This window comes from Bradyrhizobium sp. Kon56 (genome assembly GCF_055807635.1).
Map to the genome: position 1 here is coordinate 40,427 of NZ_JBVVOU010000028.1, position 12,930 is coordinate 53,356.

The 12,930-nt window shown below is 63.7% G+C and carries 12 protein-coding genes; all 12 read left to right on the forward strand.

Translation table 11 applies throughout. The features are described from left to right. Positions 1 to 2: 2 nt before the first annotated feature. Positions 3 to 812, forward strand: a complete 810-nt coding sequence (locus AC0L3B_RS31200; protein WP_018460367.1) for a nucleotidyltransferase family protein — start codon at positions 3 to 5, stop codon at positions 810 to 812. Beyond that, positions 809 to 1,576, forward strand: coding sequence for a TIGR04290 family methyltransferase (locus tag AC0L3B_RS31205; protein WP_018460368.1), 768 nt, complete (start codon positions 809 to 811; stop codon positions 1,574 to 1,576). Before AC0L3B_RS31200 ends, AC0L3B_RS31205 begins: the two co-directional genes overlap by 4 nt. Further along, a complete protein-coding gene (locus AC0L3B_RS31210) occupies positions 1,573 to 2,526 on the forward strand; it encodes a glycoside hydrolase 5 family protein (protein ID WP_018460369.1) in 954 nt (317 codons plus the stop codon). The genes AC0L3B_RS31205 and AC0L3B_RS31210 overlap by 4 nt, the downstream gene beginning before the upstream one ends. Continuing rightward, positions 2,514 to 3,719 (forward strand): phosphopentomutase, encoded by a 1,206-nt coding sequence (locus AC0L3B_RS31215; protein ID WP_204511965.1) that lies wholly within the window; start codon positions 2,514 to 2,516, stop codon positions 3,717 to 3,719. Before AC0L3B_RS31210 ends, AC0L3B_RS31215 begins: the two co-directional genes overlap by 13 nt. A 209-nt stretch (positions 3,720 to 3,928) precedes the next feature. Beyond that, the gene (locus AC0L3B_RS31220; RefSeq protein WP_473381621.1) at positions 3,929 to 5,041 is read left to right on the forward strand and encodes an NAD-dependent epimerase/dehydratase family protein; all 1,113 of its coding nucleotides are present in this window, start codon (positions 3,929 to 3,931) and stop codon (positions 5,039 to 5,041) included. Continuing rightward, positions 5,041 to 6,105 (forward strand): GDP-mannose 4,6-dehydratase, encoded by a 1,065-nt coding sequence (locus AC0L3B_RS31225; RefSeq protein ID WP_018460372.1) that lies wholly within the window; start codon positions 5,041 to 5,043, stop codon positions 6,103 to 6,105. The genes AC0L3B_RS31220 and AC0L3B_RS31225 overlap by 1 nt, the downstream gene beginning before the upstream one ends. Continuing rightward, positions 6,102 to 7,388, forward strand: a complete 1,287-nt coding sequence (locus AC0L3B_RS31230; RefSeq protein WP_018460373.1) for a TIGR04295 family B12-binding domain-containing radical SAM protein — start codon at positions 6,102 to 6,104, stop codon at positions 7,386 to 7,388. Before AC0L3B_RS31225 ends, AC0L3B_RS31230 begins: the two co-directional genes overlap by 4 nt. Continuing rightward, the gene (locus AC0L3B_RS31235; protein ID WP_473381622.1) at positions 7,385 to 8,488 is read left to right on the forward strand and encodes a glycosyltransferase family 4 protein; all 1,104 of its coding nucleotides are present in this window, start codon (positions 7,385 to 7,387) and stop codon (positions 8,486 to 8,488) included. The genes AC0L3B_RS31230 and AC0L3B_RS31235 overlap by 4 nt, the downstream gene beginning before the upstream one ends. Beyond that, positions 8,485 to 9,615 carry a CgeB family protein gene (locus tag AC0L3B_RS31240; protein WP_018460375.1) on the forward strand — a complete coding sequence of 377 codons (1,131 nt, stop codon included), beginning with the start codon at positions 8,485 to 8,487 and terminating at the stop codon, positions 9,613 to 9,615. Before AC0L3B_RS31235 ends, AC0L3B_RS31240 begins: the two co-directional genes overlap by 4 nt. Beyond that, on the forward strand, positions 9,612 to 10,700 hold the full coding sequence (locus tag AC0L3B_RS31245; protein WP_204511967.1) for a CgeB family protein: 1,089 nt from the start codon (positions 9,612 to 9,614) through the stop codon (positions 10,698 to 10,700). The genes AC0L3B_RS31240 and AC0L3B_RS31245 overlap by 4 nt, the downstream gene beginning before the upstream one ends. Then, positions 10,697 to 11,821: a CgeB family protein gene (locus AC0L3B_RS31250; protein WP_018460377.1), complete on the forward strand. Its 1,125-nt coding sequence runs from the start codon at positions 10,697 to 10,699 to the stop codon at positions 11,819 to 11,821. Before AC0L3B_RS31245 ends, AC0L3B_RS31250 begins: the two co-directional genes overlap by 4 nt. A 10-nt stretch (positions 11,822 to 11,831) precedes the next feature. Continuing rightward, positions 11,832 to 12,899 carry a UDP-glucuronic acid decarboxylase family protein gene (locus AC0L3B_RS31255; RefSeq protein ID WP_018460378.1) on the forward strand — a complete coding sequence of 356 codons (1,068 nt, stop codon included), beginning with the start codon at positions 11,832 to 11,834 and terminating at the stop codon, positions 12,897 to 12,899. The last annotated feature ends 31 nt before the right edge of the window (positions 12,900 to 12,930 follow it).

The window sequence follows — 12,930 nt, forward strand, 5'->3', positions numbered from 1 at the left end:
TCATGTGGGGCATCGTTCCGGCCGCGGGCCGCGGCAGCCGCATCCAGCCGCTCGCCTTCTCCAAGGAGTTGCTTCCGGTCGGAAGCCAACGGGACGACGGCATCGACCGTCCGTGCGCCGTCTCCGAATATCTGCTGGAGCGGCTGATCCTTGGGGGCGCCGACAAGATCTGCTTCGTGATCTCCCCCGGCAAATCGGACATCCTCGAATATTTCGGCGATCATTATGGCAGCGCCCAGCTCGCCTATGTCGTGCAGCCCGATGCGTCGGGGCTGTGCGATGCCGTGTTCAGGGCGGGCACGGTCGTTGGCCACGACGAAGACGTCCTGGTCGGACTTCCGGATACCGTATGGTTCCCAAAGGCGGCCTTGCAGACGTTGCCGGCCGCCGACCTGTCGTTTCTGCTGTTTCCGGTCGAACATCCCGAGTTCTTCGATGCCGTCGTGCTCGACGGCGATCGCGTCACGGAGATCCAGGTCAAGCAGCCGGATGCGGTGTCGAAATGGATATGGGGCGCCTTCAAGATGTCCGGCCACGGTTTTCGCGAGCTTCAGTCGTTGTGGACGAAGCGCGACCGCCGCGATGAATATTTCGGGACGCTCGTCAATGCCTACATCGCGGGCGGCGGCCAGGGTCTCGGCGTCAAGGCCGGCGAATCCTATGTCGACGTCGGCACCATCGATGGCTACCGGACGGCAATGGCGTTGCTCGCGGAAAGCTCCGCCGGGAACGGACGCTCTCGACTGCTGGCCGGCGGTTCGCCGGAGGCAATCCGCCCTGCCTCCGCAATGAACAATGGAGTGACCGCATGAGCAGAGGCGCCCTCTCCCGCGAGGAAATCCGCCAGCGCGTCGATGCGCTCGGGCCATGGTTTCACAATCTGGACCTGAACGGCGTGCCGACAGCGCCTTCACACTTTCTCGGCGACTATCCCAACGTGAAATGGCGCCGCTTTTCCGGGATCATTCCGGACCGCCTCGAAGGCAAGACCGTGCTCGATATCGGCTGCAATGCCGGTTTCTACGCCATGGAGATGAAGCGGCGCGGCGCCGAGCGCGTCCTCGGCCTGGACACCGACGACGAATATCTCGCGCAAGCCCGCTTCGCGGCCGAGGTGAACGGGCTCAGGATCGAATTCCGCAAGATGTCAGCCTATGATGTCGGCCAGCTGCGCGAAAAATTCGATCTCGTGATCTTCATGGGCGTGCTCTACCACCTGCGGCACCCTCTGCTGGCACTCGACCTGATCCACGAGCACGTGGCTGACGATCTCCTGCTGTTCCAGTCGATGCAGCGCGGCGACAGCCGCGTGGATTCCCTCGACAAGAACTATGACTTCTGGACCACCGATCAGTTCGATTCCCCGGGCTATCCAAAGCTGCACTTCATCGAGAACAAATATGCCGACGACCCCACCAATTGGTGGGTGCCGAACCGCGCCTGCGCCGAAGCCATGCTGCGCAGCGCCGGCTTTGCGATCGCGGCGCATCCGGAAGAGGAAGTCTATCTCTGCAAACGGGTGACAAGGCCGCAGGCGGAAGGTCCGGTTTATCCGTCGCGGGAGACTGGCCGATGATCGAAGCCGCCAAGATCTGGAACGAGCCCAACAACAAGTCGCACTGGGACATCCTGATCGATCCGGATTGGACCATGTTCGCGAGCCTGTCGCTCGCTGCCGGAAAGGCGATCCGCAGCGCGCATCCCACACTCCCACGTGTGCTTGGCGGCATATCGCCGATCGATCCGTCCTTCCTGCGCAACATGCAGGCGCGCGGCGTACTCGATCATGTCGATGTCGTGGCCGTGCACGGCTTTCCGCTGGACTGGAACCTGTGGCAGATCGCGGAATGGCCGGCCAAGATCGACGAGATCAAGGCCGTCACCCCGCTGCCTGTTTGGGTCACGGAGGTGGGAGTCTCGTCTTTCGGCGCCGAGGAGGTGCAGGCTTGGGGCCTGACCCGAACGGCGGAGTTGTTGATCGGCCGCGCTCCGCGCATTCACTGGTACAGCCTCTACGATCTGCCTTCGAGTTGGGAGGCCACGACCCGGCACAAGGAAGCTGAAGGTTCATCCTACTACAGGCATTTTCACATGGGCCTGCTACGCGAGGACGGAACGCCGAAAGCCTCGGCGGACCTGTTCGCCCAATATGCACCTGCGATGGGCCTGTGCCAGTGGTTTCACTTCGAGGACCACCGCCTCGACGACGCCGTGCGCTGGATGCGCCGGCTGGGCGTGCAGCATCTCAGGACTGGCCTGTCCTGGGCCGACAGCTTCCGTCCCAATGCGCTCGACTGGTTCGATCGGCAGATGGACGCGCTGGCCGAGTTTCAGGTCACGGTGACCTTCTGCTTCACCCCGGAACATCGGGGTATCGAGCCTCATCACACCAGCCCGCCGCTCGACGTGAACGAGTTCGCCGAGTTCTGCGCGCAGATGGTCGAACGCTATTGCGCGAAAACCGGGCTCGCGCCGTCCGCAGCGTCTTCGCGCCCGGCCATCTCGGAGCCGACATGCGTGCCGTGATCCTGGTGATGGACTCCGTCGGGATCGGCGCCGCGCCCGATGCCATCAATTACGGCGACGAGGGTGCCGATACCGTCGGCCACATTGCCGAGATGTGCATGGCCGGCAATGCCGACGGACCGCACCGGGAGGGGCCGCTTCAGCTTCCCAATCTGGTTGCGCTCGGCCTTGGCCAGGCTTGCCGTCTCGCCACCGGGCGCGTGCCGCCGGGGCTCGATGGCCCAACTGAGCATGCGCGATTTGGCTGCGCGAGCGAGATCTCCAAAGGCAAGGACACGCCCTCGGGCCATTGGGAGATCGCCGGCGTGCCGGTGCCATTCGACTGGGGCTATTTTCCAAGAACCAAGCCATGCTTCGCGCGCGACCTGACGGAGAGCCTGTGCGAACAGGCTCGAGTGCCCGGCATCCTCGGGAACTGTCACGCCTCCGGCACGGAGATCATCGCCGAATTCGGCGAGCGTCACATCAGAACGGGCGAACCGATCTGCTATACATCGGCCGACAGCGTGTTTCAGATCGCAGCGCACGAGGAGACGTTCGGTCTCGAACGCCTCTATGAGGTCTGCCGTGTTGCACGCCGACTGGTCGACCCCCTCAACATCGGGCGCGTCATCGCACGCCCCTTCATCGGCACGTCGGTAGGTGACTTCAAGCGAACAGCGCACAGGAAGGACTTCTCCGTCCCCCCGCCGGAGCGAACGATCCTCGATCTTGCCGAGAGCGCAGGCCGTGACATCGTAACGATCGGCAAGATCGACGACATCTTCGCCCATCGCGGCACCGGGAGGAACCTGCGCGGCGATGGCAACCAAGCGCTGTTCGATGCCACGTATGATGGGCTGGCCTCTCTCGCGGAGGGCGGGATGTTGTTCGCCAATTTCATCGATTTCGACACGCTGTACGGCCATCGCCGAGATGTGGCAGGCTATGCAGCGGCGCTCGAAGCCTTCGATGCGCGAGTTCCGGATCTTTTGAACCGCCTGCGCGAGGATGATCTCCTGATCATCACGGCTGATCATGGTTGCGATCCGACCTGGAGCGGTACCGATCACACGCGGGAACAAGTGCCGGTTTTGGCGTGGAGCGCGCGGTTAACTTCTCCGATCGGCAAGCGCGCCGGATTTGCGGACATCGGCGCGACGGTCGCGAGCCATCTCGAGCTGCAGGCACCGGGTCACGGCGTGTATTTTTAGCCTGCTGCACCGCGCAGATTCACCTGGGTTATTGATCCAGGTTAGAGAAATTTTCGTTTGTAGGTTTCGCAGGAACGAACATTCCTTGCACCGCTTCTACTTCCAAATGTGACTGGCGCGCCGGTCGCTCGACCAGAACAGCAGCGCGCTTTCATTCTCATCACGGATTGATCCCGCAGGATCGATCTTACGGCGGCACGGAGCGGTGAATGACGCGAGTATTGATCACTGGAGGTGCGGGATTCATCGGATCGCATGCAGCGGACGCGCTGCTCGCGGCCGGCTACGAAGTCCGCCTGCTCGACAATCTCTCGCCGCAGGTCCACGGAGGCAACCGCCAGCGTCCCGCCTATCTTGCCAAAGACGCGGAGCTCGTCGTCGGTGACGTCACCGACGCTCTCGCGGTCGATCATGCGTTGCGCGGCACCGACATGGTCCTGCATCTCGCATCAGCGGTCGGCGTCGGCCAGAGCATGTATGACATCGAACCCTACGTCAGAACCAACGAGCTCGGTACCGCCGTGCTGTTGCAAGCACTATCCAAGCGCCCGGTCGCGCGGCTCGTGGTGGCCTCGTCCATGAGTATTTACGGCGAGGGCCTTTACCGGAGCGCCGATCAGAGCGTGGTCGCCTGCGAGGAGCGGGCGGTCGAGCAGCTTCGCCGCGGCGATTGGGAGCTGCGCGATGCCGCTGGCAACCCGCTCGATCCCGTCCCTACGCCGGAGACAAAGCAGCCTTCGCTGAGCTCGATCTATGCGCTCAACAAATTTGCGCAGGAGCGCATGTGCCTGATCACAGGCAAGGCGTATGGCATTCCGACGGTGGCGCTACGCTTCTTCAATGCGTTCGGGCCACGTCAGGCCCTGTCCAATCCGTATACCGGCGTACTGGCCATCTTCGCCGCCCGGCTGCTCAACGGCCGTCCTCCCCTCGTGTTCGAGGATGGCCGGCAGCGCCGCGACTTCGTCCATGTCCATGACGTCGCCCGCGCCTGCCGGATGGCGCTGGAGGCGGAGCATGCGCAGGACGTCTTCAACGTCGGCTCTGGTCAGAGTCGCACCATTTTGTCGGTCGCGGAGGATCTGGCCGAAGTCATGGGGCGCCGCGACATTGCGCCCGAGCTGACGCGGAAATATCGCGCCGGGGACATCCGGCACTGCTTCGCCGACATGGGAAAATCCCGCGACGTGCTCGGCTTCGAGCCTCGCGTCGCATTCAGGGACGGGCTCGAAGAGCTGGCGGAATATCTCGCCGACCAGATCGCCGACGATCAGGCGGAGCGAGCCACCAAGGAGCTGCAGCAACGAGGATTGGTCGCGTGATGAGTGAACGAGACAACAGACCCGTCCTGATCACCGGCGGCTGCGGGTTTATCGGCTGCAACCTCGCCGACCGCCTCGCGGAGCGCGGCGAGCCGGTGCTGATCCTGGATAACCTCGCCCGCACCGGCGTGCGGGAGAATGCGCAGTGGCTGAAGTCCCGGCATGGCGACCGGGTCACAATCACCGTGGCCGACATTCGCGAGCCGATCCCGGTGATCGACGCCGTACGCGAAGCCCGCGCCGTGCTGCACTTGGCCGCCCAGGTCGCCGTCACCGACAGCGTGAGCGATCCGGCCGCCGATTTCGAGATCAATGCGCGTGGCACATTGAACGTGCTCGAAGCCGTGCGCCTCCACAACAACGCCGCACCGATCGTGTTCGCCTCGACCAACAAGGTCTACGGACGCCTGATCGATGATGGCGACATCGCGCTCACCGGCCGCCGCTACACGCCGAAAAGCGGCCTGCTGGCGGCCGGCATCTCGGAAAATGCGCCGCTCGACTTTTACAGCCCCTATGGATGCTCCAAGGGAACGGCGGATCAATACGTCCACGACTATGCGCGGGTCTACGGCCTCCAGACCGTGGTAATGCGCATGAGCTGCATCTACGGGCCCCGTCAATTCGGCACCGAGGATCAGGGTTGGATCGCGCATTTCCTGCTCAGCGCTATCCGCAGCAAAGAGCTGACGATCTATGGCGACGGCCATCAGGTCCGCGATGCGCTTCACGTCTCCGACGCGGCCGCGGCCTGGCTCGCCGTGCTCGATGGCATCGCGCTCGCCCGTGGGCGCGTATTCAATCTCGGCGGTGGTCCGGCCAACGCGATCAGTCTGCTGGAATTGATCGACCGCATCACCGATCTGACCGGCCGCAAGGTGGCCTATCGCTTTGCCGATTGGAGGCCCGGCGATCAGCCCTGGTACGTGACCGACACGCGCGCGCTCTCCAGCGCGCTCGGCTGGGCACCTCAGATTTCATTCGCAGACGGACTCCGATCCCTTCACACCTGGCTGGCCGGCCGGTTCGGATCGTCACAAGACAACCGCGAGGCGCTCGCATGACGCGTGTTGCCCTCATCAACCCAAACTGGGACTTTGGCGGCAGCATCTATTTCGGCTGCCGATCGCCTCACCTTCCGCTCGAACTCGGGATCTCCGAGCACTACCTGAAGGCGGCCGGGCACAAGACGCTGCTGCTCGACGCCCACATGTTTGACCTTTCTCTCACCGAGATCGAAGCCGAGCTGCGCGCGTTCGGCCCCGACCAGATCGTCATCACGACAGCGCCGACCTATCTGTTCTGGCGCTGCGCCCCTCCCGAGCTCCGCGTTCCGCAGGAGCTTGCGATGGCGGTGCGCGACTTGGCTCCGATCCTCATCGCGGTGGGTCCCCATGGCTCGACCGTGCCAAGGGCGGCGCTTCGAAAGCTCGGCACCGACATCGTCGTGATGGGCGAGTGCGAGGCGTCCTTGCTGCGTCTAGCCAATGGCGAACGGGACTTTCCGGGCTTGTGCTTTGCCGATGGCGCATCGCTCCGCGTCAATGGCGGCCCGCAGGCCGTCGCGTTCAAGGATCAGCCGCCGCTCGACTGGCCGGAGGAGATGATCCGGCGACACCACCATCACCATCACCGCTTCGAAGCCGAGCCGCAGGCGCCAGGCGCCGAGGTCGAATCATCCAGGGGATGTCCGTACAACTGCACGTTCTGCGCCAAGGAGAACTTTCGCAACGCCTACCGCAAGCGGCCCCCCCTTATCGTTCTCGAAGAGATCGACGGTCTGCGCCGTCAAGGCATCGAATATGTCTATTTCATCGACGAGATTTTCCTTCCGAACGCGGAGCTGCTGGAAGGGCTGACCACACGCGGACTGAAGTTCGGGGTGCAGACCCGCATCGACCTTTGGAAGCCGGACATGCTGGCTCTGCTCGGCCGCGCCGGCTGCGTCTCGATTGAAGCCGGCATCGAAAGCCTCACCGTCGAGGGTCGCGCCGCGCTCGCCAAGAACTGCAAGATGACGACCGACCAGCTTGCCGAACGGCTGGTCGAAGCGCGCCGTCACGTTCCTTTCGTCCAGGCCAATTTGATCGAAGTCCCCGAGGACGATGACCCCATCGTGCAGCGCTGGCGTCGCACCATGCAGGATGCCGGCATCTGGGCCAACGATCCGGTCCCGCTGTATCCCTATCCCGGGTCGCCGGATTATCGAAAGCTGTGGGGCGAGCCCGACGATTTCGCCTGGGAGCGCGCACACCGGCACTATCTCGCGATGTTCGACCAGTTCAGCGACGTGCAGAACGATCGCCCGGTCCCGCTCGAGGCTCTCGAACTGCAGGTGGCATCATGAGCCGCAGCTCGCAGCTCAGAATCCTGATGACGACCGATACTGTCGGAGGCGTCTGGACCTACTCGTCTTCTCTAGCTTCGTCCCTTGCTTCGAAGGGCGCCGACGTTACCCTGGTGACGATGGGCCCGCGCGCGCAGCCCGGCCAGCTAGAGATGCTGCGTGGTTCGCGGGTCCGCCTGATCGAAACGGACCTTGCACTCGAATGGCAGGATCCGGAAGGCCAAGATCTGGTCCAGGCCAGGCGCGTCCTTGCGAAGCTCGAGGCCGGAATCGTGCCTGACGTCGTTCACCTCAATAGTTTTCGCGAGGCGGCCTTCGCCTGGCGCGCTCCTGTGATGGTCGTCGCGCATTCCTGCGTCAACTCCTGGGGGCACGCCTGCCACGATACGAGCTGGCTCCGCGAACCGAAATGGCGCAGCTACACCGAACGGGTAACGGCCGCACTCGACACGGCACAGGCCTGGGTTTGTCCCAGCCAGTCCTTCCACGATGACATTGCGGAAATTTATCGGCCTCGCTCGCGCGGCATCGTGATCTGGAATGGAATTGGCCCTCAGGGCTTTGCGGGACGGAAGCAAGACGTGATCTTTGCGGCGGGCCGGCTCTGGGACCGCGCCAAGAACATCGAGGTCCTGGCGGCCGCGGCGCCTGGGCTGGACTGGCCCGTTCAGGTCGCGGGCCCGGCGGATGAGTGCCCTTCGGCTTCCATCACCTGGCTCGGGCATTTGCCTCACGAAGTCATGCGCGCGCATTTGCGGCAGGCCGGCATCTTCGCCAGCCCCGCGCTCTATGAGCCGTTCGGCCTCTCCGTTCTGGAAGCCGCGGCGGCGGGATGCGCTCTCGTCCTGTCCAACATTCCGACTTTCAGGGAATTGTGGAGCGGGGCCGCGCTCTTCGTCGATCCCACCGACAGCAAGGCGCTGCATCGAGCGCTCGCAGGTCTGTGCACCGACGATCGCGAGCGGGTGAGGCTGCAACGTGCCGCCTTTGAGCATTCCCTGACCTACTCGCTGACCCGAACCACGAGCGCCTATCTCAGCCTCTACGAGGAGCTGCTTGCCGTCCATCACGCGCCTGCCCCCATGGAGGTACGCGCATGAAATGCGTTCTATTCTATCACGCGTTCACCTCCTGCTGGAACAACGGCAATGCCCATTTCCTGCGCGGTTATGCCCGCGAACTTCACGCGCTCGGTCATGAGGTCGTCGTGTTCGAGCCGATCGACGGCTGGAGCCGATTGAATGCGATCCGCGAGGGTGGCAGTCAGACGATGGAGGATATTCCAACGCTGTTTCCCGGCATCGGCATCCGCCGCTACGACGCCTCCCTTGATCTCGATGAGGCATTGCACGGCGCCGATCTCGTCATCGTCCACGAATGGAATTCGCCTGATCTGATCGCAGACATCGGATCGAGACGGGCTCACGGCGCGCCCTTCACGTTGCTGTTCCACGACACCCATCATCGCGCCGTCAGCGCACCGGACGAACTCGCGCAGTTCGACCTCGACGGCTTCGACGGTGTGCTCGCCTTCGGCGAGGTCCTTCGCCAAATATATCTGAAGCTCGGCTGGGCGGACCGAGCCTTCACCTGGCACGAGGCGGCCGACATCGCCCTGTATCATCCGCTGCCGCATATCGAGCGCACCGACGATGTCGTCTGGATCGGCAATTGGGGCGACGGCGAACGCAGCGCCGAGCTCAACGAATTTCTGGTCGAACCCGTGGCCGAGCTGAAGCTGCGCGCGGGCGTCTATGGCGTCCGCTATTCGGACGCAGCCCTCGCGACCATTCAGGCGGGGGGCATTCGGTATGGCGGCTGGCTGCCCGCACACTGGGCTCCCATCGCTTTCGCCGGCGCACGCGCGACTGTCCACGTCCCCCGCGGTCCCTATGTCCGCTTGCTACCGGGCATTCCGACCATTCGCATCTTCGAGGCGATGGCGTGCGGCATTCCAATGGTCTCGGCCCCCTGGTCGGACGCGGAAGGCCTGTTCCCGGAAGGTGCCTATCTCAGCGCCTCCGACGGCACCGCAATGAAGCGGGCGCTTCGTGCGCTCCTCGATGACCGGGAATTATGGTCAGCCACGGTGGAGACTGGACTCCGAGCGATCAAGGAGCGTCACACCTGCCGTCACCGGGCGGAGCAGCTTGTCGGCATCGTGCAGGACCTCAGGGCTTCAAGCCACGCGACACAGCCCCTGCGATACATCGGAGCCTCCGCATGAAGATCTGCTTCTTCGGATCCAGCCTCGTCTCATCCTACTGGAACGGTGCCGCCACCTATTACCGCGGCATGCTGAAGGAGATTGCGGCCCTCGGCCACGACGTCACATTCTTCGAGCCCGATGCCTTCGAGCGCCAGGCCCATCGCGACATCGACGATCCCGACTGGGCGAAGGTGGTGGTCTACGCCGCGACGCCCGAGGGCTGGCGTAGCTCGCTTGAGGAAGCCGCCCGCTCGACCGACATGCTGGTCAAAGCCAGCGGCGTCGGCGTCTTCGATCGGGAGCTGGAGAACGCGGTCGCCGACATTCCGTCGAATGCAATGCGCATCTACTGGGACGTCGATGCCCCCGCGACGCTGGAGTCCGTGGCGGACAATCCAGACCATCATCTGCGCCATGCGATCCGATCCTACGACATGGTTTTGACCTATGGCGGCGGCGATGCTGTCGTATCCGCTTATCGCGGCATCGGCGCGCGAGACTGCGTGCCGATCTACAATGCGCTCGACCCCGCCACGCACTTTCCGGCGCCGCCCAATCCACACTTCACGTGCGATCTGAGCTTGCTGGCAAACCGCCTCCCGGACCGCGAGCAGCGCGTCGAGCGGTTCTTTCTCGACGTCGCGCGCCAATTGCCCGACAAAACGTTCGTGCTCGGTGGATCGGGGTGGGACTCCAAAGACACGCCATCCAATCTGCATAAGGTCGGGCATGTCGGGACCGGCGACCACAACGCGTTCTTCGGCTCCGGTCTGGCTACGCTGAACGTCAATCGCGACAGCATGGCGCGCTACGGCTTCTCGCCGCCAACGCGCGTGTTCGAGGCCATCGGTGCCGGAGCCTGCCTGATCACCGACCAGTGGGACGGCATTGATCATTTTCTCGAGCCAGATCGCGAGGTGCTGGTGGCCGCGAGCGGGGCGGAGGTCGCAGAGCATCTTGCCGCACTGCGCCCCGAGCGGGCTCAGGCGATCGCAGCGCGCGCTCGTGCGCGCATTCTGAGCCATCACACCTACCGGCAGCGCGCCCGCCAGTTCAACGATCTCTTTGCCGCAAGCAGTTCGCGAATCGAGGCAGCAGAATGAACCTCACCATCGTCGTCGTCGGTCTTTCGGTTACTTCGTCCTGGGGCAACGGTCATGCCACGACCTATCGCGCCCTGATCGAAGCCCTGGCACGACGAGGTCACCACGTCACGTTTCTGGAACGCGACGTCCCCTGGTATCGCGAGCATCGTGATCTTGCCAAGCCTTCCGGTTGGACTGTCGAGCTTTACCAATCCTTGAAGGACATCCCGCAGCGTTTCGGAAAGATGATCCGGGATGCCGATCTGGTGGTCATCGGCTCCTACGTGCCCGACGGCATCGCGATCTCCGAATGGATCACGACCCACGCCCGGGGGATTACTGCCTTCTACGACATTGACACGCCTGTCACGCTTGCGAAGCTCGAGCAGGGCCTGAACTATCTGTCCGCGGCGATGATCCCGCGCTTCGACCTTTACCTGTCCTTTGCCGGCGGCCCGGTGCCCGGCATGATCGAGGAGAACTATGGCAGTCCGCTGGCTCGGGTGCTGTATTGCAGTGCCGACACCGACATCTACGCGCCGCAACGCGCGGAGAAGAAATGGGCACTTGGCTATCTCGGAACCTACAGCGAGGACCGGCAGCCGGTTCTGGAGCAGCTGCTGCTCGCCCCTGCTCGCACTCTCTCACGCGAGCAATTCGTCGTCGCCGGCGCGCAATATCCCGATGAGGTGGTCTGGCCCGCCAATGTCGCCCGGATCGAGCACCTCACGCCCAAACATCATCCGGGATTTTACGCAGAGCAACGCTTTACGCTAAACGCCACCCGCGCCGACATGCGCGCGCTCGGCTTCTCGCCTAGCGTTCGGTTGTTCGAAGCGGCCGCGTGCGGCACGCCCGTCATCTCGGACCGGTGGCCTGGAATCGAGACCGTCTTCGAGCCTTCCCGGGAAATCCTGCTCGCATCGAGCCCCCGCGACGTCGTGGAGATCCTGCGCGACATGCCCGAGGAGCAAAGGCGCACGATCGCGGAAAACGCACGGCGCCGCGTTCTGGCTGACCACACCTCCGACCACCGCGCCCGGCAAGTCGAGACCTACTACGCCGAGGCGTCGGTCCGCCGCCGCCGGAAAGCCCCGCAACTTCCCGCCTCGCGTCCCATGCAGGTCGCTCAAATCTGAAAGGCAGCACATGACAGTTCAGACCCGCATCAACGCGTCCCGCCGCTCTCCCACCGTTCTGGTGGCCGGCGGCGCCGGCTTCATCGGATCCCACCTCTGCGATGCGCTTTTGCAGCGCGGTCATACCGTGATCTGCCTCGACAACCTGTTTACGGGAAGGATCGACAACATCCGCCCGCTGCTCAATCATCCGAATTTTCGCTTCATCGAACACGACGTGCGCGATCCCATCGAGATCGAGGGCGACATCGACCGGATCTACAGCCTTGCCTGCCCAGCCTCACCCAGGCATTACCAGAAGGATCCAGTCGGCACGATGAAGACCTGCGTGCTCGGCACCATCAACATGCTGGAGCTCGCGCAACGGAAAGGCGCCCGGGTGCTGCAGGCATCGACCAGCGAGGTCTACGGCGATCCCGAAGTGCATCCCCAGCCGGAAACCTATCTCGGCAACGTCAATCCGATCGGGCCCCGGGCCTGCTACGACGAGGGCAAGCGGGCCGCGGAAACGCTGATGTTCGATTACCATCGCATGTACGGCGTCGAAATCAAGGTCGCGCGCATCTTCAACACCTACGGACCCCGTATGCTGGAGAATGACGGACGCGTGGTCTCCAACTTCATCGTGCAGGCGCTTCGCGGAGAGCCGATCACGATCTATGGAGGTGGTACGCAGACCAGGAGCTTCTGCTTCGTCGACGATCTCGTGCGCGGCCTCCAGCTGCTCATGGAGAGTCCATCCTCGATTACTGGTCCGTGCAATCTGGGCAATCCCCACGAGGTCACCATCGAGGCTATTGCGCGGGACGTGCTGGCGTATACGGAGTCAATCTCGCCGCTCCGATTCGAGGAGTTGCCGAAGGACGATCCAAAGCGCCGCAAACCGGTGATCGACACAGCCGTTCGAGCGCTGGGATGGCGCCCGCGCGTGGCGCTCAAAGACGGTCTCAAGGCGACGATCGCCTATTTCGCCATGCGCATGGCCGGGGAAGCGCCGGCACTTGTTCCGGCCATTGCACCGCGCAGGAGCGGACGTACCGGGGCACGCGGACAGCTAACGATCGCCGATGGGCAGTAAACGGCAGAACGAGCCGAGGAACGCGCGGAAC